This window comes from Mesorhizobium sp. WSM4816, from assembly GCF_055811535.1.
In genome coordinates this window covers 304,423-328,831 of sequence record NZ_JBVVQR010000002.1, presented here as the reverse complement: position 1 = coordinate 328,831, position 24,409 = coordinate 304,423, and the positions used below count along the sequence as shown (strand labels likewise).

Here is a 24,409-nt window from a genome sequence, read left to right as displayed (position 1 = left end):
CGACGCTCGCCTAAATTGCCAAGCCTCAGCCGGCGATTTTCGAGAAATCCGCGACCTGGTCGGTCGCTGCCCGGATGCGCGCCAGCAACGCCAGGCGGTTGGCGCGCACGGCCTGGTCCTCATCATTCACAAGAACACGTTCGAAGAATGAATCAACCGGTTCACGCAACGCGCTAAGCGCCAGCATGGCGGCGGAAAAGTCTTCGTTGTGAATCGCTTGGCCGGCTTCCTTCTCGGCCTGGTTCACCGCGGCAAACAGCGATTTCTCGGCATCTTCCCGGAATAGAGCCGGCTCAACATGTTCGGCGATCGTCGTTTTCTTCTTCTCTTCGGCGGCCAGAATGTTGGCCGCGCGCTTGGTGCCGGCAAGCAGGTTCTTGCCGTCCTCGGTGTCGAGGAAGGTGCCAAGGGCTTTGACACGGCGGACGATTTGCAGGAGATCGTCGTTGGACGATTGGCCGATCTCCCCCCTTGAGGGGGAGATGCCCGGCAGGGCAGAGGGGGGTGCCTCGCGCTGAGATGTCGGCGGGACAGCGCCCCCCTCTGTCGCCTTCGGCGACATCTCCCCCTCAAGGGGGGAGATCGGGCGCGAGCCCGCTGCCAACACCGCATCGATCAGATCATGCCGCGCGCCCTGGTCGCGGAGATAGACCTTTAGGCGGTCGTGGAAGAAGAACAGGAGGTCGGCGCTAAAGGGCCGTCCGGACGCAAGATAGTTCGCCATCTGGTAAGCGCGGTCGAAGAGAGATGTCAGCGCAAGCCGGACACGATTCTCGACCAAAATCCTGATTACTCCCAGCGCCGCCCTCCTAAGCGCATAGGGGTCTTTTGACCCGGTCGGTTTTTCGTCAATCGCCCAGAACCCGACCAGCATGTCGAGCTTGTCGGCGAGCGCTACGGCCACCGATACGGGATCGGTCGGCACGCGGTCGGACGGGCCCTGCGGCTTATAGTGCTCCTCGACGGCGGCGGCGACCGAGGGATGCTCTCCCTGCAGCAGCGCATATTTGCTGCCCATGGCGCCCTGCAATTCCGGGAACTCGCCGACTACCTCGGTGGTGAGGTCGGCCTTGGCCAGGACGGCAGCACGCTCGGCGCGCTCGCGGAGATATTTCTGCTCGACGTCCAGATCGTCGGCGGACAGAAGCTTGCCATCGAAGAAATTCGGCTGCTTCGACAACGTGTCAGCGATCTCGCCAGCCAGCCTCTTGATCCGCTCCACCCGCTCACCCTGCGTGCCGAGCTTGGCGTGGAAGGTGACGCCGAGATGGTCGAGGCGGGCCATGCGCTGGTCGAGCGGCTTCTTGAGATCGAGCCCGAACTTTTCCGCCGATGCCTGCAACTGGTCGAGGTCGGGCAAATCGCCCTGGTCGGTCTTCCAGAAATAGAGCGCGTCGGAAAGGCGGGCGCGCACCACCTTGCCGTTGCCGTGGGCGATCTCCTTGCCGCCGTCGCTGGCCTCGATGTTGGCGGTCAGGATGAAGCGGTTGGAAAGCTCCTCGCCGGCGCCCTGCGGCCGCGTCACAAAACACTTCTGGTTGGCGCGGATCGTCAGCCGGATCACCTCGGCCGGAATGGCGAGAAAGTCCTGCTCGAATTCGCCCATCAGCACGACCGGCCATTCGACCAGGCCTGACACTTCCTCAAGCAGCCCCTCGTCCTCGACAAGGTTGAGCCCGTTGGCGAAAGCGAGATTCCTGGCGTCGGCAAGGATGATCTGCTTGCGCCGGTCGGCGTCGAGCACAACCTTCGCCGCCTCCAGCTTGGCGGCATAGTCGTCAAAACGGCGCACGCCGATGGCGCCCGGCGCATGAAAACGATGGCCGTAGGTGATGTTGCCCGAGCGGATGCCGTCGATCTCGAACTCGACGACCACCGGCTCCTCGGTCTCCGGGCCGAAGGTGCAGAGGATGGACTGCAGCGGCCGCACCCAGCGCAACGATCCCGGTTTCGCCGAGGTCGGCCCCCAGCGCATGGATTTCGGCCATGGAAAGTCGCGGATGATGCCCGGCACCAGTTCGCCGATTATCGTCTCGGCCGCCCGGCCCGGCTTCGAGATATGGGCGACATAGAAGTCGCCCTTCTTCGGATCGTCGTGGACATGCGCCTCGGCGATCGAGGAAAGACCGGCCTTGCGCAGAAAACCCTGGACCGCCTGTTCGGGCGCCTTGGTCGAGGGTCCCTTGATCTCCTCGCTTATGTCCTTCGAGCGCGCGGTCACGCCGCGAATGTCGAGCGCCAGCCGGCGCGGCGTCCAATATTCGCGCGCCGCCTCATAGGTCAGCCCGGCCTCGACCAAACCGTCCGTCATCATCTTCTTCAGGTCGCCCGCCGCCTTGCGCTGCATGCGCGCGGGGATCTCTTCCGAACGGAGTTCTAAAAGCAGGTCGGGCATAAATTGTGCTCACGCGGCGAAATGGTCCAGGCGGCATAGCAACTCGGCTGGCCCCATGCAATCGGCGCATCCACGGCCGTTTGCCAAAATGTTCCGCTGTCTGTCGGGTCGAAGCGGGGTCGTCCGTCCTTGGGTCAAAGATCTCCATGAACCGAACGCAGCGCTGAAGCGACCAACGCTCAGGCAGAGAACTATTGGCTGAACGACTATGAAGACGGCATCGACATTCCTGCAGATCCTCGCGCTCAGTGCCTGTTTTGCGGCGCAGGCTCATGGCACGTTCACGATGCCTGGCGTTAGACAAGCGCTGCGGACAATGGCTGGTTCCAGCGGTCAAGGCGTATTGCCAATCAGCGCTTCAGTCGAAATCGCAAACAGCCTCTGGAGCTAGAGCATCGGACCCGGCGGCACGTTCGACTTGTAAGTCGCCGCTAAGCCGCCAGTCCACCTGCCTGCGTCAGCAAAAACGCCTCGCCGCAGGCTTTCGCCAGATTGCGCACCCGCAAGATGTAGCTCTGCCGCTCGGTGACGGAAATCACGCCGCGCGCGTCGAGCAGGTTGAAGACGTGGCTGGCCTTGATGCACTGGTCGTAGGCGGGAAATACCAGACGGTGGTTCCCCTCCCCCTTGAGGGGGTGGCCAGACGCGGGAGGAGTCGCTGGGACCTTGCTTGCGGTGCCTTCTGAGGCGACCCCCTCTGCCCGCTCCGCGGGCATCTCCCCCTCGAGGGGAGAGAGGGGCGCGCCGGCATCGAGCAGCGCCTTGCACTCGGCTTCGGCGTCTTCGAAATGCCGAAGCAGCATCGCGGTGTTGGCGAATTCGAAATTGTGCCGCGAATATTCCTGCTCGGCCTGCAGGAAGACCTCGCCATAGGTCACCTTGTCGGCGCCGTCGCGGCCGTTGAAGTTGAGGTCGTAGACATTGTCGACGCCCTGCACATACATGGCCAGCCGCTCCAGCCCGTAGGTGAGCTCGCCCGCCACCGGCGCGCATTCGATGCCGCAGACCTGCTGGAAATAGGTGAACTGCGACACTTCCATGCCGTCGCACCAGCACTCCCAGCCCAGCCCCCAGGCGCCGAGCGTCGGGCTTTCCCAGTCGTCCTCGACGAAGCGGATGTCATGCAGAAGCGGATCGACACCGATGGCCGCCAGCGAGCCGAGATACAGTTCCTGCAGGTTGGGCGGGTTCGGCTTCAGGATCACCTGGTACTGGTAATAGTGCTGCAGCCGGTTCGGGTTCTCGCCGTAGCGCCCGTCCTTGGGCCGGCGCGAAGGCTGCACATAGGCCGCGTTCCAGCGCTTTGGCCCGAGCGCGCGCAAGGTCGTCGCCGGGTGGAACGTGCCGGCACCGACTTCCATGTCATAGGGCTGGAGAACGACGCAGCCATAGTCCGCCCAGTAGTTATGCAAAGTCAGGATCAGCCCCTGGAACGAGCGGCTGGGATGCATATGGGCTGGGATATCAACTGTCACGGCGGCCTCGACGGGAAAGACGGGGATGCGGCCCTCCCTAGAGGGCCCACCGGCAAGCGTCAAGGCAAGGGGCCGGCCGCAGCCAGGGCAATCGGGTGAGTTAACGCGTGACATACAGCGAAACGGCAGGGACGTGGCGGCCTGATCGTGGCCCTTCCTGGGAGCCAGAGATGAGAGCGCCCAGCGATCAGTCCCGCGCTCAGCCGTCGGCGGCTCTCATGTGTGGTATCATCCGGCGGGGCGTCCAGCACCCTGAGGAGACAAAGTCATGGATTCCCAAGGGATGGCTCAGATGTCCTCCGTCGATTCTCTTGCAGCGAGTTTATTGTCGGCAACATTGATGTTCGATCGGGCGTCGTTGCTGGCGCTCGAGGCTTTAGCTGCCGAATCCGACCGTCGGGTCCTGAGACGCGGTGAGGTTCTGGTTCGCGAAGGCGATGCGTCGGACAGGTTTTTCATCGTGCTATCTGGACGCTTTACGGTACACAAAGGAGATTCGACTGGATCGGTCGCCGAGATCGCGCAGGGTGAACTCATCGGTGAAATCGGTTTCTTCGCGGGACTACCCCGCATGGCCACTGTCCTTGCAGCGCGCGATTCGATCGTCCTTGAAATCGGTCGCAATCATTTCGAGAAGGCGGCCGAGACATTGCCGAGCCTGAGGGAGGCGGTCACGGTATTTCTGGCGCGCCGGTTTGCCATCCAATCTCCGAGTTCGTCGCGTCTCAAGGAACCTGCCAAGATCCGAACGCTTGCGATCATTGCAGCCGGCGGAAGTCGCATCTCACCAGTGTTCATCCAGCACCTGCGGCAAGCGTTCGGCGCGGCCACGCGCGCTCGGTTCGTTTCCCGGCTTGACATCCAAGCGAAGTTCCCAAGTCTTCCGATCGACGACCAGCCGATCCTTAACTGGTTGAACGAACTGGAGGCGGAAGCCCAATTCATCGTCTATGTTGCCGATGAGGAACCTAATGAATGGACCCAAGTCTGCATTCGCCAGGCCGATACCGTCCTGTTGCTGGCCAACGCGTCCTGCTCGCCTCGCCTGAACCCGTCTGAGGAACTGACGCTATCGGTCCATCCGCCATCGACCAGTCGGCTTGTCCTAATTCACGACACTCGCTCGGCTGCGGTCTCCGGTACCACTGCATGGCTCGATGAGCGACCCTATGTTGACCAGCATCATCATGTTGCGCTGGGCGACGGGTCCGATTTCCAGCGCCTGGTCCGATTTATTTCGGGCAAGGCACTGGGCTTCGTGGCGGCAGGGGGTGGGTCCCTCGGCAGCGCTCATTTAGGCGTCTACAAGGCTTTCGTTGAGGCGGGCGCTTGCTTCGACTATCTCGGCGGGACAAGTTCCGGCGCGGCGATGATGGCCGGCTTCGCAAGAGGCTTGGATGCCGACCAGATCGACCGAGGCACCCACAACATATTTATCAAGAGCCGGGCGTTTCGCCGTCCCACCTTGCCGCATTTCGCGCTTCTGGATCACAAAGCGTTTGATCGGGCCCTTCGGCTGGAATACGGCGACGTTCTGATCGAGGATCTTTGGCTTCCGTTCTTTGCGCTTTCGACCAATCTGAGCAGCCGTCAGCCCCATGTCCACCGTCGTGGAAAGCTCTGGCACGCCGTTCGGGCGTCCGGCTCCATCCCGGGCGTCCTGCCGCCGTTCTTTACGGATGACGGCGATATGCTGGTGGACGGCGCTATCATGAACAATTTGCCGCTGGAGCAGATGAAGCAGCTCAAGACCGGACCCAATGTCATCGTTACCTTCGGGTCGAGTGCACCCCAGAAATACGACATAGACTATGACCGTATCCCCGGAGCTTCCGAACTGGCATTCGCCTTGCTGAACCCTTTCGGTCGTGCCCGCTTGCCTCGGGTTCCCAGCATGCTTCAGGTCATTGCCTCGAGCATGCTGGCACACCGGCCGCAGGACATTGCCGTCGGCGAAGAGGATATCCTGGTCTGTCCGGAGGTTTCCAACACGATCAGCTTCATGGATTGGAGTCGGCATTCCGAGTTGTTTTCGGATGCCTACGACCGTACGACCCGATGGATCGAGGAACAGAACGACTCAGGGCTCCGAGCGGTGCTCGGCACCGCGCACGATTAGCATGGCTTATAGTCCAGACCCTTAGCGACAGCGGCGACGAGCCCCGCATAATCGAATTCAGAAGTATTCAGCCCTTTGGCGCAGTCGTCGGTTCGGGTTTGACCTTCGGGGTTTCCTGCGCCGTGTTGGATTCGATCGGCGGCAGGCCCTTCAGCAGTTTCTGCTGCAAGGCGGCGAGCACGCCGGGATCCGGCTTGAGGTCGCGAGCCTGGTTCCACTGGAAGGTGGCTTCCAATTTGCGGCCGACGCGCCAATAGGCATCGCCAAGGTGATCGTTGAGCACCGGATCTTCCGGCTTCAACGAAACGGCACGTTCCAATTCGCGCACGGCATCGTCGAATCGGCCAAGGCGGAAATAGGCCCAGCCCAGCGAATCGACGATGTAGCCGTCGCTCGGCCTGAGCTCGACGGCCTTCTGGATCATCTGAAGGCCTTCCTCGAGGTTGGTGTTCATGTCCACCCAGGAATAGCCAAGATAGTTCAGAACCTGCGGCTGGTCGGGGAACAATTCCAGCGCCTTGCGGAAATTCGGCTCGGCCTTCGGCCACTCCTTCAGTCGCTCATAGGCGATGCCGCGCTGGTAGAAAATGTTCCAATCGGCGCGGGTCGGGGCCTTCAGCATCGCCACCGCCTTGTCGTAGAGACCGGCCGCGGAGCGGAAATCCTCCTTCGAGGCATAGACGCCACCGAGCGCCTGATAAGCGCGCATGTCGTCGGGACGCGCTTCGACGAGGGCCTTCAGATGGGCGATGGCCTCGTCATAGCGGTCGAGATCTGCAAGGTTGAGGCCGAGCTGCAGCTCCGACAGCGTCTTCAGCGGCGAACCGGCCGGGATGCGGCGATAGAAGGCGATGGCGCCCTCGCCGTCCTTCAACTGCTCGGAGACGGCGGCGAGTTGGACGAGGGCCGCGTCGCTGTCGGGCCTCAGTGCCAGGGCGTATTGCAGATAGAGGCGGACGAACGGCTCACCGCCGCCGCGATTGAGCGCGGTGGCGAGATCGAGCAGAATTTCCGAGGCGCCGTCGGACGGGCCGGCAACGAAGGGTTCGATCTTCTCGCCCTTGGTGATCCTGTCGCGAAGCGCCGATATCTCGACCTTGCCGGGTGCAAATGCCTCGGCCTGATCGAGCACGGACAGCGCCTTGTCCTTGTCACCCTTGCGGGCAAGGAAGGAGGCATAGGCCTGCGCGTTGCGCATCCAGGTTTCGGGCGCGGCGGCGCCGGTCGCGGTGTCCTGCAAGGTGGCGGCGTAGATCGCATCCGCCTTTTCGGGCAGGCCCGAGGCATCGGCGATAAGCCCGCGATGGAAGGATTTGAACAGGCCGAACCAGTCCGGGCCCTGCAGCTTTTCGATCGAGGCCATGGCCTCGCCGGGGTCGCCGGCGCCCTGCTTGGCCCAGCCGGTCATGACGCCGGAGATCAGCCGGTCGAGATCGGATTCGAGCGAAAGCTTGAGCCAGTATTCGGCCTTGGAAAAGTCCTTCTTGTGAAAGGAGCCGACGGCCAGCGCCAGGCGCGAGAACCGCTCGACGTCGGGAACCGTCTTGAGCTTGTCGGCATAGACCAGGGATTCTTCGAAGCGCCCCTGCGCGATCAGCGACAGCATCAGGCTTTGCTGCAACGAGGTGTCACCGGGAGCGAAGGCGAGCGCCTGCTTGTAGTAGGCGATGGCGCTGTCGAGATCATTGTCGCCTTCGGCGACCCGCGCGGCAAGATAGGCCCCCGAGAACGACGTGATATTGACTGGCTCGGTGGTCTCTTTGGCATAGGCGGGCAGACCGGAGACCGCCATGCCCGTCACAATTGCCAGCCCTGTCAGCCAGCGCGCACATCCTTGCCGCATCATATCCCTTTCAGTCGAAGCCATACCCGCGTCAGCGGGATCGCCGTTGACTCGATCTTTTCCACGTTAAGCATGGCCTTTTTGGGGTGAGGCTTCAACCCGGCCCGAATTCACAATCGGGTAATGCTATCAAAAACAACGCGGAAAGGCGCCAAATTGCGACCGTCGACCGCGATTTGCCGGCCTGACGCGCTGCCGGCCTGTCCTGCTGCAGCATCGGCGCCGCGATGCCGTAAGCGATCCGTAAGCGGCGGGCGTCGATAGTTTCCGCAGCGGAATGATGCGTGGAACCGTGCAGATGGATGCCGTTGCTTCGCCCAGGAAGATGCCGATGCTGGAAATGCCGCAGGGCCAGCAGGCCTTCGCCATTGTCGATCGAATCTACGAAGCGGCGTTCGCGACCGAGCTGTGGCCGGAGGTATTGGCGGCGGCAGACGCGATCTCCCGCTCGGCAAACGGCGCGATCTTTGTAGTCAGCGATCATTCGCCGGTCCGCGCCATCACCGAAACGCATCTCCAGCCCTTGCTCGACGAATTCATGAAGCGGGATACTTGGCGGTTTTCCGAGAGCGTGAAGCGCATGTGCGCCGCGCAGCCAGCAAGCTTTGTGCGGGTCGATAATTTCATCACCTGCGAGGAGATCGAGCGCGATCCCGTTCGCAAAAGTGCCACCGCATTTGGCATCGGGCCGCATCTATGCACAGCCATCCCCATGCCTGGCGGCGAGCTTGTCCTTTTTGTCTTCCAGCGCTGGCTGAAAGACGGGAGTTATGACCAGGCCGCAATCGATCTGTTGAACGGACTGCGTCCGCACGTCGCACGGGCCGGCCTCGTCGCCGGGCGCCTGGGTCTGGAACGGGCCAGGACCGCCGTATCCATTCTCCGGGAAATCGGACTGCCGGCCGCAATCATGAGTGGATCGGGCCGTGTGCTGACGGCCAATCCGCTTTTCGAAGGCATGGCGGACGTCTTCCTTCCCACAGCCCATGGTGGTATGGCGATTGCCGATCAAACTGCAAACGCGCTTTTCCAGCAGGCCATCGCGCAGAACCGGGATAACCGCGTCGTGCGGTCCATCCCGGTTGCGGCCATCAAAGGGCGGCCCGCGCTGGTCATTCAGCTGTTGTCGCTGCGCCGCGCCGCAAACGATATTTTTTCGGGTGCAGATGTATTGGTTGTCGCAACCACGGTCGGTACCGGCGCCACTGTTCCGTCGCCCAATGTGCTTTCAGGCCTGTTCGACCTGACGCCGGCGGAAGCCCGGCTCGCCGTCGAGCTGGCCTCCGGCCATTCGGTGCAGGAGGCGGCCATGGAAATCGGCATGGCCGTCAAATCGGCCCGCACCTATCTCGAGCGAATTTTCCGGAAAACCGAAAGCAGCCGTCAGAGCGAGCTCGTGGCGCTGCTGAAGAGCGCGTGGTCATTTTCATGACCCCGACAGTTTGCCGGGCGCGCTGACCGTCACGGAGCCCTGCCCTGCTGCTAGAACCATGCTGCTGCGGAACGTGCATGATTTCACCGCCGCAATGGTTCATCGGGGAAGACCAAAATCACGGGCCGGCGCCGTGCCGGCCAAATGGCGGCGATGTCTCTCAGTTCACCCGGCTGATGCAGAAATCGATGACGTCGAGCAGCGCCGATTTCTGCGGCGTCGCTTCAAGCGGCGCCAGCGCGTCGCGGGCGATCTCGCCGAAATGGCCGGCGCGCCCGATGGTGTCGGCGATCGCGCCGTGGCGGGTCATCAATCCGATCGCCTTTTCCAGCCCGGCGTCATCGGTGACATTGTCCTCGATGGCGCGCTTCCAGAAGCTGCGTTCGGCCTTGGTGCCGCGCCGGTAGGCGAGGATCACCGGCAGCGTCACCTTGCCTTCGCGAAAGTCGTCGCCGACATTCTTGCCCAGATCCTTGCTGGTGCCGCCATAATCCAGCGCATCGTCGATCAGCTGGAAGGCAAGGCCGAGATTCATGCCATAGGAGCGCAGCGCCGCGCGATCGTTTCGCGTCGCCTGGGCGATGACCGGACCGACCTCGGCGGCGGCCGAGAACAGGGCAGCGGTCTTGGCCTTGATCACCGCGAAATGCTCATCCTCCGTGGTTTCGAGGTTCTTGGCGGCGGCGAGCTGCATCACCTCGCCCTCGGCAATGATCGAGGCGGCGCTGGACAGGATGTCGAGCGCTTCCAGCGAACCGACATCGACCATCATGCGGAAAGCCTGGCCGAGCAGGAAATCGCCGACCAGCACACTCGCCTGGTTGCCCCAGATCATGCGGGCGGTCTTTTTGCCGCGCCGCATGCCGCTCTCGTCGACGACATCGTCGTGGAGGAGCGTGGCGGTGTGCATGAACTCGACTGATGTGGCGAGCTTGACATGGCCCTCGCCGGAATAGCCGAACATCTGCGCTGAGGCGAGCGTCAGCATCGGCCTCAGCCGCTTGCCACCTGAGGAGATCAGGTGGTTGGCAATCTCCGGGATCATCTCGACGTCGGAACCGGCCTTCGACAGGATCAATTTGTTGACGCGCCCCATATCGGCCGAAGTCAGGTCGATGAGATCCTTAATGGAGGCGGCTTCCCGCTTCCCGTTTTCGATGTTGAGAACGACACCCACGACAAACTCCCGTCTTATGTCACGCGCACGACGGCACCCCGATACCGCCGCAGACTCTAGGGCGCTACCCACAGGCACGGCAAGAGGCGATTTGGCGCGGTGTCCTAAGCAGACGAGTTGTCCGGTTTGATCTGCAGCGAACGGAGGCTGGGGATGAGACGGGCAGCCTGGCTACAGGAGCGCCTGATGCAGCCGTTGCCAGGCGCCCCTTGCCGCCCAAGTTCCCTGGATCAACGCCCCCAGAAGGCGTCTTCCTGCTCGGGGTCGGACGAGAACAGCCACACTTCAACGATCTTGCCGTCCTTGATGCGCAGGACGTCGATGCCGGACTGCGACAGTTTCAGGCCGCCATGCTCGCCGGCGAACTCGAGTTCAACCGCCACCAGATCGCCGTTGGTAAGGTACCGATTGACCTTGGTGATGGCGAAACTGCCGCCCGAAGCCTCCATCATGCCCCCCAGCATCGCCCCAAGCTCGGCCATGCCGTTCTTGGCACCGGAAAATCGGTTGGTTCCAGGCTGATGCCAGACGATTTCGGGCGCAAGAATCCCGCCGAGGGCGGCCTGATCGCCCGATTGGACAGCTTTGAAATACGCCTTCGCGATATCGATATTGTTCATCTTTTTTACCTCTGCTGCTTTGACGTTGACGCGACAGGCATCTCCAACCGCGCCCACCGAACCGATACTTTCCGGTTTCGGGATCGGTCTCCACGTTCCTGAAAACCCGATGCCGGATAATTATGCGAACAATACGCCTGACTCTCGGTTAAAACTGGCGCATTTCGGATACATATTGGACATTCTTGGAGTTGCGCGCGCCGGAGTTCGCCATGCGGAAGTCTTCCGCGAATCTCACCTGGATGGGCTACACACCCTCCGGCCGCATGCTCGACGTAGAAATCTTCCCATTCTCCGACATTCGTCGCCGATCACCCCCGGCAAAGGTGCGGGCGACGCATCGCTACGACTTCCACATGCTCCTTCTGGTGACCGAGGGGGCGCCCAGGCAAATCTTTGACTTCGAACCGGTGAGCTGTTCGCCCGGGTCGATCCTGGTATTGCGCCCGGGCCAGGTGCACAGTTTTGGCCACGAAATACAGTGGGAAGGCTGGCTGATCCTCTTCCGTTCGGACTTCCCGCCGACCGCCTCCGACGTCCCCGCGAACCTCCTGCCTGGACGCATGCTCGACCGCATGCCGGACCATCTTGTGCTGGACGAGCAGGATTTTCGGACGACTTCCGAGGCGATCGTCACCATGGCAGCCGACGCTCGGGCCGATGCGACGCCGGTCGAGGTCGTTCACACACTCCTCAGACACCAGCTATGTATGCTTATCTTGCGACTTGACCTGCTCAGCGGCAGGCAGCGCGCCGCTGCCACCCGCCACAAACCCGCCTTGAAGCGGTTTGCGAGGTTTCAGGAATTGCTGGAAGCGAACTTTGCCGGTTGGCACCAGGTCGGCCCTTATACCGACGCGCTCGGCTGCACGCAAAAGAGTCTCAATCGGGCGACGAGAGAGGCGGCGGGGCTCAGCGCCAAAAACTGCATTGCACGGCGCATTGCACTGGAGGCCAAGCGGCTTCTCGCGCATACGGATCGGCCGGTCTACCTGATCGCTGAGGGCCTCGGCTATGACGAGGCTACCAACTTTTCCAAATTCTTCCGAGCGATCGTTGGACAGGCTCCGGCTGAATTTCGGGCAGCTTTCCGCTGATCGAGCCACTTGCCGGCTCAACTCTCCACATCAGTTTTGCCAACGAATTGACCCGGCGCTTCTTAGGAGATCCCCACGGCAGGCTCGCCGTCTTGACGCGGTCGAGGTGGCGACGGAAGCCAGCCACGTTTACATAGACGCTGCAACCTGCGAGTTTCGTCCTATGATAGAGCTTATCCGCACCAACGACGCCGTGATCATCTCCTTTGTCGAATCGCTGATGCGCGATGCCGGCATCGGCTGTTTCGTCGCCGACCAGAACATGAGCGTGCTCGACGGTTCGATCGGCATCCTGCCCAGGCGCATCATGGTCGAAGCCGACCAGGCCGATGCGGCGCGGCGCATCCTGACGGATGCCGGCATCGCCAACGAGATGCGCCAGAAGTAATGTCCGCGGCGCGCGCCACCCTTGTCCAGGACACGCCGGCCCATACGGTCGATGCTTTTCATCGCGGGCGGTTCTGGCTGGTGCAGCCGAAACAGGCAGGCCATCGCGCCGGCATGGACGCCATGATGCTGGCGGCTGCCGTGCCGTCCTCCTTCGCCGGGCGCATTGCCGATTTCGGCGCGGGTGCTGGCGCCGCGGGCCTGGCCGTGCTGTCGCGCTGTCCTGATGCCGAGGCCGTGCTCATCGAACGGTCTCCGGAAATGGCGGCATTCGCCGCAACGACGCTTGCCCACCCCGGTAATGCGCACCTCAACGACCGCGCCTCGGTGCTCGCCGCCGACGTCGCGCTGTCGGGCCAGGCGCGAACCGCCACCGGGCTTGCCGACAATTCCTTCGATTTCGTCATCATGAACCCGCCCTTCAACGCCGCCGAGGATCGCGCCACGCCCGACCCGCTCAGGAAGGCGGCGCATGTGATGGAGGACGGGCTGTTCGACAGCTGGATCCGAAGCGCGGCTGCTGTGGTCAGGCCGCGCGGCGGTCTTGCCGTGATTGCCAGGCCCGATCAGCTCGGCGCCATCCTCGATGCGATATCAGGTCGCTTCGGCGACGCCGAGATGCTGGCCGTCCACCCCCGCCCCGAGGCGGCGGCGATCCGCATCGTCGTCAGGGCAATCCTCGGCGCACGCGGAAAACTGTCGATTCGCCCGCCGCTGATGCTGCACGCGCAATCCGGTGACGGCCCCACGGAGCGGACCGAGATGATCAACAACGGGATGGCTTCGCTTTTCGGCGACTGAGCCTTTTTGGCCGGCCCGGCGTCGCGGCATTGCCGTTGGCCGGCGAATCCCTACATGCCTTCAAGCCAATTTGACCGGAGACCCCGTGAAACGCTTCCTGAACCGCCTGCTGCCTAAATCCTGGCGCTCCGACATCGTCACCATTCCCGTCATCCGGCTGCACGGCACCATCATGCCCGGCGGCGGCGCGTTCCGGCCGAGCCTGTCGCTGGCATCCACCGCCGGCCCCATCGAGAAGGCGTTTTCCTTCGACGCGCCCGCGGTCGCCATTTCGATCAATTCGCCGGGCGGCTCGCCGGTGCAGTCGCGGCTGATCTTCAGACGCATCCGCGACCTGGCGACCGAGAAGAACAAAAAGGTTTTGGTCTTCGTCGAGGACGTGGCGGCGTCGGGCGGCTACATGATCGCGGTCGCCGGCGACGAGATCTTTGCCGATCCGTCGTCCATCGTCGGCTCGATCGGCGTGGTGTCGGCCTCGTTCGGCTTTCCCGAGCTGTTGAAGAAGATCGGCGTCGAGCGCCGCGTCCATACGGCCGGCCAGAACAAGGCGGTGCTCGATCCGTTCAAGCCAGAGAAGAAGGAAGACATCGAGCGGCTGAAGGCGCTGCAACTCGAGGTCCACGAGACCTTCATCGACCTCGTCAAGGACCGGCGCGGGGCCAAGCTCAAGGACGACCCGGACCTGTTCACCGGCCTGTTCTGGACCGGCAAGAAGGGACTGGAGCTCGGCCTTGTCGATGCGCTCGGCGATATGCGCAGCGTGCTGAGGGCTCGCTTCGGGCCGAAAACCCAGCTCAAGCTGATCACGGCGCCGCGCGGCCTGTTCGGCCGCTTCGGCTGGTTCGGCTCAAACAGAGGCGGCTTTTCGGCGCCCGAGATCGCCGCTGCTGCCGCAAGCGGCGTGATCGATGCGGCGGAAGAGCGCGCGCTGTGGGCGCGCTTCGGGCTTTGAAAAACCGGCGAAAGCGTTTAACTTAAAGCTTGATCGGCCCGACGGGCGCCGCAGTCGGCCTTGCGAGGGAGGAGTTTGACATGCCACAGATCATTTTCTTTATCGCAGTCGGCCTGCTCGCCTATTTCGGCTATCGCTCCTTCGTCAGGGAAGCCGAGCGCGTGACGGCCAAGATACGGCGCACCGAAAAGCAGGCTAGCAACGGCACAATGGGCACGCTGGTCAGGGACCCGAAGACCGGCGAATACCGCCTGGCCAAGGACTGACATCATCCCCCTCGTGGCTGAGACAGTAGCTTCCGGCAATAGGGTCCGGGCATTGCATGCGCATGCCAAGATAAATCTCGCGCTGCACGTCACCGGCAGGCGCGCCGACGGCTATCACACGATCGAGAGCCTGGCGGTGTTCACGCGCTTCGGCGACCGTGTTGACATCGAACTCGCCGACAGCGACGGGTTTTTCGTGTCGGGCCGATATGCCTCCGCAGTCCCGCTCGACGACAGCAATCTGGTCGTGAAAGCGCGCGATGCGCTGCGAAAACAGGCTGGTGCGCGGCATACGCCGCCGGTCGCAATCAGGCTCGAAAAGAACCTGCCGGTCGCATCCGGCGTCGGCGGCGGCTCGAGCGACGCCGCAACGGTGCTGCGCGGGCTGGCTGAGACATGGCGGCTGGACCTCGACGATGCCGACCTGGCGCGGGTCGGCCTCTCGCTGGGCGCCGACGTTCCCATGTGCCTTATGGCAAGGCCGCTGATCGCGCGCGGCGTCGGTGACGAATTGTCGGCCGTGCCGGGCTTTCCCGCGCTCGGGCTGGTTCTCGTCAATCCCGGCACTGCCATCGCCACGGCCGAGGTGTTCAATGCGCTTTCTGATCGCGACAATGAGGGACTGCCGCCGCTGCCGCGCGACCTCGACTTCCACAGCATCCGTAATTGGCTGGAGATCACGCGCAACGATCTCGAGCCTGCGGCACGGGCGATCCAACCGATCATCGGCAAGGCGCTTTCGGGGCTCAACAAGGCCGGAGCGGGGTTCGCGCGAATGTCCGGTTCCGGTGCGACCTGTTTTGGGCTGTTCGAGACCGGCAATGTCGCCAAGCGGGCCGCCGTCGATATCCGCAGCCGCCATCCCGACTGGTTCGTCGCCGCGACGCGAAGCATGACATCGGAGCCTGACGCATATGGCCAGGATTGACGAGGGCCGCTCCTTCATTCCCGTGCGCATCGCGGTGCTGACCGTTTCCGATACGCGCAGCCCTGCCGACGACAAATCCGGCCAGGTGCTGGCCGACCGCATCGTCGAGGCCGGCCATATTCTCGCCGGCCGCGACATCGTCACCGACGATCGCGAGAAAATCCGCGACAAGGTTCTGGCCTGGTCGAAAGACGAAGCGATCGATGTCGTCATCACCACCGGCGGCACCGGCTTTACCGGCCGCGACGTAACGCCGGAGGCGCTGGAGCCGATCTTCGAAAAGCGCATGGACGGCTTTTCCGAAGTGTTCCACCGCATTTCCTACGACAAGATCGGCACGTCGACGATCCAGAGCCGGGCGACTGGCGGCGTCGTCAACGCGACCTTCGTCTTCGTGCTGCCGGGTTCGCCCGGCGCCTGCAAGGACGCCTGGGACGGCATCTTGAAGCCGCAGCTCGACTACCGGCACATGCCCTGCAACTTCGTCGAGATCATGCCGCGCCTGGACGAGCATCTGCGGCGCGGCGGCACCAAAACAAGTTAGCAAGAGGCCACGCATGGCGGATTGGATCGAGCCGAAGCGATCATACACCTTCGAGAATGATGATCGTGGGCCGGTCGGGCAGCGTCTTCAGTGAGACCGTCAGCGATCGGCCGGAGAGGAATTCCACTGCGAAATCGTCGCCCATCCTGCCTGTGAACTCGCTGATCGGGGTCGAATGGCGATGCATCGGCAGGATCATCGAGGAATAGAGCCGCGCGGTGATTTCGGTCATCCGGTCGAGCGACAGCGTCATGCCGCCGTCGATCGGCACCATAAGGATATCGAGCCTGCCGATGGCGCCGTAATGCGCGTCCTCCAGCCGGTGATGCAGATGGCCGAGATGGCCGATGCAGAGGCCAGCCACTTCGAAAATGAAGATGGAATTGCCGTCCTTGCCGAGATCGCCGCCATTGCGGATATCCGTCGGCACGTTGCGGATATAGACATCGTCGACGACAAGCGCGTGGCGCGCCGGACCGCCGTCCGGATTCCAGCCGCGCAGCACATATTCGATGCCGGGATCGACATGGTCCGAATAGTGGGTGCGGTGGGCCTTGTTCATAGTCACGACGCGCGGCAGCGGGTCAGCGCCATAGACGCCAGAAAAGTCAGTGGCGATCCTGACGCCGGCGGGTGTCTCGATGACATAGGTCGAATGGCCGGCATAGGTGATCGTAACGTCGCCGTCGACGAAAGCCTCGGCCAGCCGAGACGTCTGCGCGTTTGGCGCTGTGAAGCTGGCAAAGGTGGCCGACGGCAGCGCTTCAGCGATCGCAACGCATCTCGACGGCGGCGGCTCTTCCTGGGCCGAAGCGGCGAACGGCCAGAAAGCCACAGTCAGTAGAACGGCGGCGGACAGGCGGAGCAAGGCTGTCTCCCGTGGCAGGATTGGCGCTCATGCCACGATAGCGCCAGCAATTGTGATGGCTATCATCGGGACAGTCACGTTTTCGCGAGCGCCGGAGGGCGGGTCGTCTGAACCTTTTGTCCCGACTTGCGCCACAAATCGCGTGGGATGGGGCGTGCCACGGCCCTGCCGCCCCGATGATATCGTCTACTATCAGGGCGTCGGACGGAAGACGCCGTTCTCGTCGCGCTTGAGCGGCGCGGTTTGCCGGGAAAGCGGCGCACCAGGCGCTTCGGTGACCGAGACGCCCTCGGTCCAGTCGGCGGGTGCAATCGCGATGTAACGCGCGTACCCGCCTGACCCGCCGAGCGGCTTGGCGAAGCCGATTGTGACCAACGCACCGGCCTCTGGCACCTTGTCGAGATTTGCGACGCCTTCTGCCTGCGTGAAATCGTTGTGAAGCAGCCAGTGTTCGCCTTCGAGATTGGGCGTGGTGTCGGTGTCGAGCGGTTCATGACCATGAAACAGGATCTTCCGCTCCAGATGCAGGAATTTCAGTGCGTCCAAACTGACGCCTGGAAAAGGTTTTTGGTTGAAGCGCGCGGCATCGGACCATTTCTTGTACCAATCCGAACGCACGAAGACGACTGAACCTTCCGGTATGCGGCCGTGCCGCTTTTCCCACTCTTCGATGTCGGCGACCTGGAGGTGATAGCCTTCGTCAGCCTGCACCTTGCCGCTGATGTCGATGACGACGAGCGGCCGCACGGCATAGGTGGCCGGCAGGTCGCTGATCGTTGCGCCGAGCGGATTCCAGTGGGAGGGCGGATCGAGCTGCGTGCCATATTGGTCCGTCGTCAACTCGTAGGCGCTCGCGACAAAGCCATGCTTGTCGTAAGTGAACTCTTCGCCGGCCTTGACGTAGCCCTCGATGTCCTTCCCGGCGACAGCCGGCTTGAACCTGGCATTGGCGAAGCCCGGCCATACCGGCTGCACCGGCTCGAAGGCATGGGTCAGATCGATGTACTTGGCCGATTTGAGCGTGTTCTCATAAACCGACCAAAGCGACAACTCCTGCGCCACCGCGATCGCAGGCACTGAGCAAGCGGCTGCCAGCAAGGCGATACGAACGAATTTGGATATATTCATCTGCGATCTCCCCGAAATGTCGCCGAGTATCGCGAGTTTCTCGCAGGACGACAAGCATATGCATTCCTCCGACTAATCGCGCCAATGCGGATTCCATCATGTCCGGCCATCACCGCATGCAGGAGTTCGTTGGCCGAAGCTCTGCCAGAGATAGAAATAACGGGGGACCTAACCGACCTTCATTTCAGTCGGTAACATTTTTCGCTGTGAGGCTTTTGTCCCAAGACCCGGCATTTCGGAGGCTTCGACCGCGGCGATCTTCGTCCGCGCTGAGTTCTGCTGTCAACTCGACCCGCCGATCGCGCTTCGACAGCCGGACAAAATCTTCGTAAGCCAGCAACACGGTGCGCGGGCGGCCGTTCTTGGTGATGATGACCGGATCGCGGACCGCGGCATCTTGGTAGGCTCCGAAGTTTTTCGAGACGGCGGCGGCGGTGACGGTGGTGGTCATCGGCGAGGCTCCTTTGTTCCGGAATATACGGGCTTTACGCAATACACAGAGGTCGGCAACCCGATCCAAGCGTCACATCATCCCGCCTAACGCCGGATAAACTGCGGTCTCGTAGAAGACGACCTCGGCGGAGAACTACCGCAGCAAACGACGCGACCGTCCCTCGCCCGCTTGCCGGCAAAGAAACGACCGTCACTTCACCGGCGCCACCCATATCTCGGCGTCGAGCCGCTTGGTCGCAAGGCCGCGGGCGATGGCTTCGGCGCTGCGGGCATTTTTCGATAGAGCCGCGGCCTGACGCTTGCTGATCACCAGCCCTTCGGCCAGTGCCCGGTTTCCCGAAAACACTCGCGACAGGAACGGCACGCGGCTGCCGCGCGCCCGCGAGAATCGCGCCGGCATGGTTTGCCTGGCGGTGTGGGCGACGACCTCGTCGATCCAGCCCTCGCCCAACCGCGCGCCCGGCTCCAGCAACAGCAGCCAGTCGCCCTTGGCCTGCCTGATGCCGGCAGCAATGCCGCCGCTCGCCACATAAAGGCAGCCGGCATGTTCGGCAACGCGGTGCGTCTGGTCGGTCGAGCCGGTGTCGCAGACGATAACGTCGCGCACCACGCCCTCGACCGCGCCGCCGATCAGCGAGGCGAGCGTGCGGGCAAGTCTTTCCTCGTCATTCAGGGTCTGGATGAGAACGCTGAGCATCGTTAGCCGAATAGCGGAAAGCCGGGCGCAGCGCCAGTTTTTGCGTCGCTCTATAAAAATGTTCTTGCTTTGTTCCATCGAATAAAATAGGATTATTTTCATGAACAGAGCGATTCGACAGCCAGCCGACAGCCCCTGGGAGAGGGCGAAAATGGAACAGATCGTGCGTGCCGATATTGCTGCCTTCGGGGCTGGAAGAGCCGAGATGGCCAATGCAATGATCGAGCAGAGTGGCGTCCGTATCCGTCCGGAGCGCAATCGCGGCCGGTCCGCCGGCATCAACCCGTCCGGCCGGTTCGAGCCGGTCAGCCGGCATGTGTTCGACGATGGCTGGAATTCGCTTGAGGAGCTGCCGCCGTTCAAGACCGAGGTGCAGGTCGAGAAGCCGCGCACCATCGTCACCCGCAACGAATCGCCCGACATTTCCTTCGACCGCTCGATCAATCCGTATCGCGGCTGCGAACATGGCTGCGTCTATTGCTTCGCGCGGCCGACGCACAGCTTCATGGGCCTGTCGCCGGGACTTGATTTCGAATCGAAGCTGTTCGCCAAGCCGGATGCGGCGCGGCTGCTCGACAAGGAATTGTCGAAGGACGGCTACCAGCCGCGCACCATTGCCATCGGCACCAACACCGATCCCTATCAGCCGATCGAGAAGCAGTACCGGATCATGCGCGAGATCCTCGAAGTGCTGGAGGCGCGCGGCCACCCGGTCGGCATCGTCACCAATCCGCGCTGGTGACGCGCGACATCGACATTCTGTCGCGCATGGCCGAACGCGGGCTGGCCAAGGTGGCGCTGTCGGTGACGACGCTCGACCGTATGCTGGCCAGAACGATGGAGCCGCGCGCGTCGACGCCGACCAAGCGGCTGGAGGCGATCAGGCAGCTTTCGGATGCCGGCATTCCGGCCTCGGTCATGGTCGCTCCGATCATCCCCGGCCTGACCGATCAGGAGATGGAACGAATCCTCGATTCGGCACGTGCGGCAGGAGCGCGCGAGGCCGGCTACGTCCTGCTGCGCCTGCCGCTGGAGGTCGCGCCGATCTTCAAGGATTGGCTGCTGCGTCATTATCCGGACCGCTACCGTCACGTCATGTCGCTGATCCGCTCGATGCGCGACGGCAAGGATTACGATTCGGAATGGGGCAAGCGCATGAAAGGCTCCGGCCCCTATGCCTGGCAGATCGGCCGGCGCTTCGAGATCGCCGCCAAACGGCTTGGCCTCAACGCCGAGCGGCGGTCGCTCAGGACCGACCAGTTCGTCGCCGCAGCCAAGGCAACCGAGCAACTGATGCTGCTTTGAAGACATCGTCTGCCGCCGACGGCGGCGGCAGATGAAAAAATCCCGTCCGGCCTGTCCTGTCCCCGGGCTTGCAGACGGTGCCCTCCGGGTCCGGTGCCTCACCCGACCCGGAGGGGCTTGCGGAGAATCGGAGCCGATGCGAACCTCGCCGCAACATGGCTCGCGCGCGTTCTGATTCTCCGCTTCTCTTCGAAATCGTTGAGAGACCCGATTTCTCCTTCGAGACGAAGGCGATGGCCGAAGGCCTGTGGCCGGTGGCGGGAATGGACGAGGCCGGGCGCGGCCCACTGGCCGGGCCGGTCGTCGCGGCCGCGGTAGTGCTCGATCCCGCCAACATTCCCGACGGTCTCGACGATTCCAAGCGCCTCAGCCACCTGCAGCGCGAGGCGCTGTTCCTGAAAATCCTTGGCTCCGCTCTTGCCGTGTCGATGGCCTCGGTCAGCGCGGAAGGCATCGATGGCAGCAATATTCTCAAGGCCAGCCTCGAGGCGATGCGCCGCGCCTTGGTCGGGCTCTCGGTGCAGCCAAAGCTGGCCCTGGCCGACGGCCGCGACGTGCCGCCCGGACTGCCATGCGAAGGCAGAGCGCTGATCAAGGGCGACCAGCGCTCGCAGTCGATCGCCGCCGCCTCGATCGTAGCCAAGGTGATGCGCGACCGCATGATGTGCGGCTGCGGCAGCCATCACGCGCATTACGGTTTCGAGCTCCATATGGGCTACGCCACGCTCCGCCACCGCACGGCGATCGAGGCGCATGGACCGGTGGCGCGGCTGCACCGCGCGTCCTTCGCACCGTTCCGGCTTGGCGGAACCGAAGTGCTCGACGAAGAGAGTTTTTCCGGTCTGGATTGAGCGCTTTCTCCCCCCTTGAGGGGGAGATGTCGCCGAAGGCGACAGAGGGGGTCGCCTCGGCTGGCGCGACGCCATCTTGGACGAAAGAGAAGGTTGGCGCTTCACGCGCGGCTATCCCCTCTGGCCTGCCCTCTTTGCCAAAACTTGGCATCTCCCCCTCAAGGGGGAGATTCTCTCCTTAATTCAGCCTGGACTTGACGTCCTGAAGCGAGGCCTGGAACAGGTCGGCGCCCGCCTTGGCGTCAATCTTGGCGGCGAGCAGCATGCGGGCGGCTTCGACGGCGATATCGACGGCACTGGCGCGCACTTCGCCGATCGCCTCGCGCTCTGCCTGACCGATCTTCTGTTCGGCAAGCGCGGTGCGCCGGGTGACATAGTCCTCGGTCTTCTTGTGCGCCTCGGCAGCCAGCATGTCGGCCTCGCGCTTGGCGGCGGCGACGATGTCGGCGGCCTCCTGCTCGGCTTCCTTGCGCTTGCGCTGGTATTGGCCGAGCAGTTGCTGGGCCTCCTCGCGCAGCCGGCGGGCTTCTTCAAGCTCGTTGCTGATCTTGTCGGCGCGGGCGTCGAGCGCCTTGGCGATCAGCTTCGGCACCTTGACGTAGACGGCAATGGCCAGAAAAATGACGAGGGCAACGGTGGCCCAAAGCGTCGCGAGTGATGTGGCGTCCATGATGCGCTCCTCACCTGGCCACGGATTTGACGGCTGCCGCGATCTCGGCCTTGCTGGCCTTGCCGCCGACAAGCGCCTCGACGATAGCCGAAGCCGTGTCCTCGGCGATCGTGCCGACCTCCTTCATGGCATTGGCCTTGATGGTCGAAATGCGAGCCTCGGCTTCGCCAAGCTTCTGGTCAAGCGCTGCCTCGACCTTCTTGCGGGCGGCCTCGGCTTCCGCCTTGGCGGCATCGTTGGCCTGCTGGCCGATCGCATTGGCCTTGGTCTTGGCCTCCGCCAGTTCCTGCTCATAGGCGGCAACGGCGGCATCGGCCTCGCCCTTCAGCCTGGCGGCATGGTCGAGGTCCTGGGTGATGCGGTCGTTGCGGACATCGATGATGCCGCCAACACGCGGCATCACCACCTTCTTCAGGAACAGGTAGAACAGCCCGAAGGTGATCGCCAGCCACAGAAGCTGCGAGGGGAATGTCGCCGGATCGAATGGCGGGAACACGCCGTGCGCCTCGGCAGGCACACCGGTGCCGGAATGCGTATCGCCTTCCGTGCCGGTATGGCCGCCTTCGACGGCGGGCGCGGACTCTTGCGCAAAGGCAGATGTCACGAACATCGACTATCCCCTGATGTCAGGCCTGCCGCCGATTTGCGGCCGGCCCTTCCAATTCCCAATGTTAGCCGAACAGGGGCTCAGCCGAACAGGGCCAAAAGCGCGATGAGCAGGGAGAAGATGCCCAGCGCTTCAGTCACGGCGAAGCCGAAGATCAGGCGGCCGAACTGGCCATCCGCGGCCGACGGGTTGCGCAGCGCGCCCGCCAGATAGCTGCCGAAGATGTTGCCAAGGCCAATACCGGCGCCACCCATGCCGAGGCATGCGATGCCGGCGCCGATGAACTTTGCTGCTTCTGCTTCCATGTGTTCAACTCCTTTGGATCTAAAAATTCCGTTGCGATTTCTATCCCGGCAGCAGGGCCGGAAACTCTTGGGTCAACTGGGTCAGTGCCCGGGATGCAGGGCGTCGTTCAGATACATGCAGGTCAGCACGGCAAAGACGTAGGCCTGCAGGAAGGCGACCAGCAGCTCCAGCGCCGTCAGCGCCACGGCCATCGCCAGCGGCAGGACCGATCCGGCAATGCCGAGCGTGCCAAGCGCGCTCAAGCTCACCACGAAGCCCGAGAACACCTTCAGCGTGATGTGGCCGGCCAGCATGTTGGCGAACAGACGAACCGAGAGGCTGACCGGGCGCGATACGAAGGAAATCACCTCGATCAGCACCACCAGCGGCAGCAGGTAAACCGGCACGCCATGCGGCACGAACAGTTTCAGGAAACCAAGGCCATGCTTCATGAAGCCGTAGACGACGACGGTTCCGATCACCAGCGCGGCAAGGCCGAAGGTGACGATGATATGGCTTGTGACGGTGAAGAAATATGGAAAAAGACCGAGCAGATTGGCAACGAGAACGAACATGAACAGCGAAAATACCAAGGGAAAAAACTTCATGCCTTGGGTTCCGGCTGCGTCCCTCAGCATGTTGCCGACGAATTCGTAGGCCATTTCCGAGACCGACTGAAGACGGCTGGGAACGAGGCTGCGGCTCGAGGTGCTGAGATAGAGGAACGCCGAGGCAACGGCGACGGTCGCGACCATGAAAAGCGCCGAATTGGTGAACGACAGGTCGTAGCCGCCGATCTCGATCGGAATCAGCTTGTTGATATGGAACTGGTGGATCGGATCGACCTTGTCAGCAGCCACTTTAAATCCCCATCAAAGCCGCGCGCGGCTTTAGTGTCCTGTTCACTGCGCCGGCAAGCGGCGCCTCAAGTCATTCTTTCGGATCGCGGGCTTTGTCGCCCTGTCCGAATTCCGCCATAAGTCCCGCGGAGCGCAGGACATTGAGCACGCCGGCGCCAAAACCGAGCAGCAAAAAAACAATCAGACCCCATGGCGATGTCCCCGCCACACGGTCGATGATCCAGCCAAGACCCGCACCAACCACTATCCCGGCGATGAACTCGCTGGATAGCTTGAGCGCCTGGCCATATCCGGCCGCACTGCCCGCTTTCGCGTCGTCTTTCCCCTCGAGCCGGTCCGGCCGCCTTGTCGCAAGCGATGCTTCAAGGTCGCGCCGGCGGCGCTCAAGATCGTCGTCGCGGATGTCGGCTTGACGCTGTTTGCCGCGGCCGGTTTCTCCGGTTCCGTCTGGCCCATTCTTGTCGGCCATCGCAACCCCCTTGCCCGGTCAGATCGTCACCGTCCGTCCGCTCTTAAGTCGCCGGCAACATAGTTAGAGGGTCCCCGCCCGTCAAGCCACGGGCAGGACTTCAGCGTCAAGTATTTTTCCCATGAAAATCAAAAGCTTGCCAGGGTGCGACATCGTGCCCGCTACCTCTGCTGGCGTGCC

The 24,409-nt window shown here is 62.9% G+C and carries 23 protein-coding genes and 2 pseudogenes; 11 read left to right on the top strand and 14 right to left on the bottom strand.

The window, feature by feature from the left end; genetic code table 11:
- Positions 1-25: 25 nt before the first annotated feature.
- The gene (gene glyS, locus AC0L3H_RS03660; RefSeq protein WP_473584534.1) at positions 26-2,395 is read right to left on the bottom strand and encodes a glycine--tRNA ligase subunit beta; all 2,370 of its coding nucleotides are present in this window, start codon (positions 2,393-2,395) and stop codon (positions 26-28) included.
- A gap of 431 nt (positions 2,396-2,826) precedes the next feature.
- Complete coding sequence (locus tag AC0L3H_RS03655; RefSeq protein ID WP_473584533.1) at positions 2,827-3,870, bottom strand: glycine--tRNA ligase subunit alpha; 1,044 nt, start codon at positions 3,868-3,870, stop codon at positions 2,827-2,829.
- 292 nt (positions 3,871-4,162) lie between these two features.
- Here AC0L3H_RS03655 and AC0L3H_RS03650 point away from each other — a divergent pair, with 292 nt between their 5' ends.
- Complete coding sequence (locus tag AC0L3H_RS03650) at positions 4,163-5,989, top strand: patatin-like phospholipase family protein (RefSeq protein WP_473584532.1); 1,827 nt, start codon at positions 4,163-4,165, stop codon at positions 5,987-5,989.
- Positions 5,990-6,056: 67 nt separating this feature from the next.
- On the opposite strand, the gene AC0L3H_RS03645 is transcribed toward AC0L3H_RS03650, so the two are convergent.
- Positions 6,057-7,832 (bottom strand): tetratricopeptide repeat protein, encoded by a 1,776-nt coding sequence (locus AC0L3H_RS03645; protein ID WP_473584617.1) that lies wholly within the window; start codon positions 7,830-7,832, stop codon positions 6,057-6,059.
- Between the two features lie 331 nt (positions 7,833-8,163).
- Here AC0L3H_RS03645 and AC0L3H_RS03640 point away from each other — a divergent pair, with 331 nt between their 5' ends.
- Complete coding sequence (locus tag AC0L3H_RS03640; RefSeq protein ID WP_473584531.1) at positions 8,164-9,264, top strand: helix-turn-helix transcriptional regulator; 1,101 nt, start codon at positions 8,164-8,166, stop codon at positions 9,262-9,264.
- A gap of 160 nt (positions 9,265-9,424) precedes the next feature.
- On the opposite strand, the gene AC0L3H_RS03635 is transcribed toward AC0L3H_RS03640, so the two are convergent.
- Together AC0L3H_RS03635 and AC0L3H_RS03630 are read right to left on the bottom strand one after the other, a co-directional pair.
- Complete coding sequence (locus AC0L3H_RS03635; RefSeq protein WP_077381375.1) at positions 9,425-10,441, bottom strand: polyprenyl synthetase family protein; 1,017 nt, start codon at positions 10,439-10,441, stop codon at positions 9,425-9,427.
- A 230-nt stretch (positions 10,442-10,671) separates the two neighbouring features.
- Positions 10,672-11,061, bottom strand: coding sequence for a nuclear transport factor 2 family protein (locus AC0L3H_RS03630; protein WP_473584530.1), 390 nt, complete (start codon positions 11,059-11,061; stop codon positions 10,672-10,674).
- A gap of 185 nt (positions 11,062-11,246) precedes the next feature.
- Between AC0L3H_RS03630 and AC0L3H_RS03625 the strand changes: the two genes are divergently transcribed.
- The 7 genes from AC0L3H_RS03625 to moaB all read left to right on the top strand — a co-directional run bounded on the left by AC0L3H_RS03625 (position 11,247) and on the right by moaB (position 16,036).
- Complete coding sequence (locus AC0L3H_RS03625; RefSeq protein WP_473584529.1) at positions 11,247-12,158, top strand: AraC family transcriptional regulator; 912 nt, start codon at positions 11,247-11,249, stop codon at positions 12,156-12,158.
- 163 nt (positions 12,159-12,321) lie between these two features.
- Positions 12,322-12,546 (top strand): putative signal transducing protein, encoded by a 225-nt coding sequence (locus AC0L3H_RS03620; RefSeq protein ID WP_023799382.1) that lies wholly within the window; start codon positions 12,322-12,324, stop codon positions 12,544-12,546.
- Positions 12,546-13,346, top strand: a complete 801-nt coding sequence (locus tag AC0L3H_RS03615) for a tRNA1(Val) (adenine(37)-N6)-methyltransferase (protein WP_473584528.1) — start codon at positions 12,546-12,548, stop codon at positions 13,344-13,346. The genes AC0L3H_RS03620 and AC0L3H_RS03615 overlap by 1 nt, the downstream gene beginning before the upstream one ends.
- A gap of 85 nt (positions 13,347-13,431) precedes the next feature.
- Positions 13,432-14,298, top strand: coding sequence for a S49 family peptidase (locus tag AC0L3H_RS03610; protein WP_473584527.1), 867 nt, complete (start codon positions 13,432-13,434; stop codon positions 14,296-14,298).
- 80 nt (positions 14,299-14,378) lie between these two features.
- Positions 14,379-14,564 carry a membrane protein gene (locus tag AC0L3H_RS03605; RefSeq protein ID WP_027152312.1) on the top strand — a complete coding sequence of 62 codons (186 nt, stop codon included), beginning with the start codon at positions 14,379-14,381 and terminating at the stop codon, positions 14,562-14,564.
- 4 nt (positions 14,565-14,568) lie between these two features.
- Positions 14,569-15,492 carry a 4-(cytidine 5'-diphospho)-2-C-methyl-D-erythritol kinase gene (locus AC0L3H_RS03600; RefSeq protein ID WP_473584616.1) on the top strand — a complete coding sequence of 308 codons (924 nt, stop codon included), beginning with the start codon at positions 14,569-14,571 and terminating at the stop codon, positions 15,490-15,492.
- Positions 15,479-16,036 (top strand): molybdenum cofactor biosynthesis protein B, encoded by a 558-nt coding sequence (gene moaB / locus AC0L3H_RS03595; RefSeq protein ID WP_473584526.1) that lies wholly within the window; start codon positions 15,479-15,481, stop codon positions 16,034-16,036. Before AC0L3H_RS03600 ends, moaB begins: the two co-directional genes overlap by 14 nt.
- Before the next feature lie 40 nt (positions 16,037-16,076).
- Here the strand turns inward: moaB and AC0L3H_RS03590 are convergent, their stop codons facing one another.
- The 4 genes and pseudogenes from AC0L3H_RS03590 to AC0L3H_RS03575 all read right to left on the bottom strand — a co-directional run bounded on the left by AC0L3H_RS03590 (position 16,077) and on the right by AC0L3H_RS03575 (position 19,182).
- The gene (locus AC0L3H_RS03590; protein ID WP_473584525.1) at positions 16,077-16,904 is read right to left on the bottom strand and encodes an MBL fold metallo-hydrolase; all 828 of its coding nucleotides are present in this window, start codon (positions 16,902-16,904) and stop codon (positions 16,077-16,079) included.
- Positions 16,905-17,096: 192 nt separating this feature from the next.
- Entirely contained in the window at positions 17,097-18,032 is a 936-nt protein-coding gene (locus AC0L3H_RS03585; protein ID WP_473584524.1) for a cyclase family protein, read from the bottom strand.
- Positions 18,033-18,200: 168 nt separating this feature from the next.
- Positions 18,201-18,483, bottom strand: a pseudogene (locus tag AC0L3H_RS03580) (type II toxin-antitoxin system Phd/YefM family antitoxin).
- A gap of 192 nt (positions 18,484-18,675) precedes the next feature.
- Positions 18,676-19,182 carry a glycosyltransferase gene (locus tag AC0L3H_RS03575; protein WP_128172258.1) on the bottom strand — a complete coding sequence of 169 codons (507 nt, stop codon included), beginning with the start codon at positions 19,180-19,182 and terminating at the stop codon, positions 18,676-18,678.
- Positions 19,183-19,333: 151 nt separating this feature from the next.
- Between AC0L3H_RS03575 and AC0L3H_RS03570 the strand changes: the two are divergent.
- Together AC0L3H_RS03570 and AC0L3H_RS03565 are read left to right on the top strand one after the other, a co-directional pair.
- Positions 19,334-20,487: pseudogene (locus AC0L3H_RS03570) on the top strand (PA0069 family radical SAM protein).
- Between the two features lie 155 nt (positions 20,488-20,642).
- Entirely contained in the window at positions 20,643-21,338 is a 696-nt protein-coding gene (locus tag AC0L3H_RS03565; protein ID WP_473491831.1) for a ribonuclease HII, read from the top strand.
- A 178-nt stretch (positions 21,339-21,516) separates the two neighbouring features.
- Here AC0L3H_RS03565 and AC0L3H_RS03560 read toward each other — a convergent pair whose 3' ends face one another.
- From AC0L3H_RS03560 to AC0L3H_RS03540, 5 genes are all read right to left on the bottom strand, one after another.
- Positions 21,517-22,008: a F0F1 ATP synthase subunit B gene (locus AC0L3H_RS03560; RefSeq protein ID WP_473584523.1), complete on the bottom strand. Its 492-nt coding sequence runs from the start codon at positions 22,006-22,008 to the stop codon at positions 21,517-21,519.
- Between the two features lie 10 nt (positions 22,009-22,018).
- Positions 22,019-22,618 (bottom strand): F0F1 ATP synthase subunit B, encoded by a 600-nt coding sequence (locus AC0L3H_RS03555; RefSeq protein ID WP_023799396.1) that lies wholly within the window; start codon positions 22,616-22,618, stop codon positions 22,019-22,021.
- Positions 22,619-22,695: 77 nt separating this feature from the next.
- Positions 22,696-22,920, bottom strand: coding sequence for a F0F1 ATP synthase subunit C (locus tag AC0L3H_RS03550; RefSeq protein ID WP_023799397.1), 225 nt, complete (start codon positions 22,918-22,920; stop codon positions 22,696-22,698).
- Positions 22,921-23,001: 81 nt separating this feature from the next.
- Positions 23,002-23,760, bottom strand: a complete 759-nt coding sequence (locus AC0L3H_RS03545) for a F0F1 ATP synthase subunit A (RefSeq protein WP_077381387.1) — start codon at positions 23,758-23,760, stop codon at positions 23,002-23,004.
- Positions 23,761-23,830: 70 nt separating this feature from the next.
- A complete protein-coding gene (locus AC0L3H_RS03540) occupies positions 23,831-24,229 on the bottom strand; it encodes an AtpZ/AtpI family protein (protein WP_023799399.1) in 399 nt (132 codons plus the stop codon).
- Positions 24,230-24,409 lie beyond the last annotated feature (180 nt).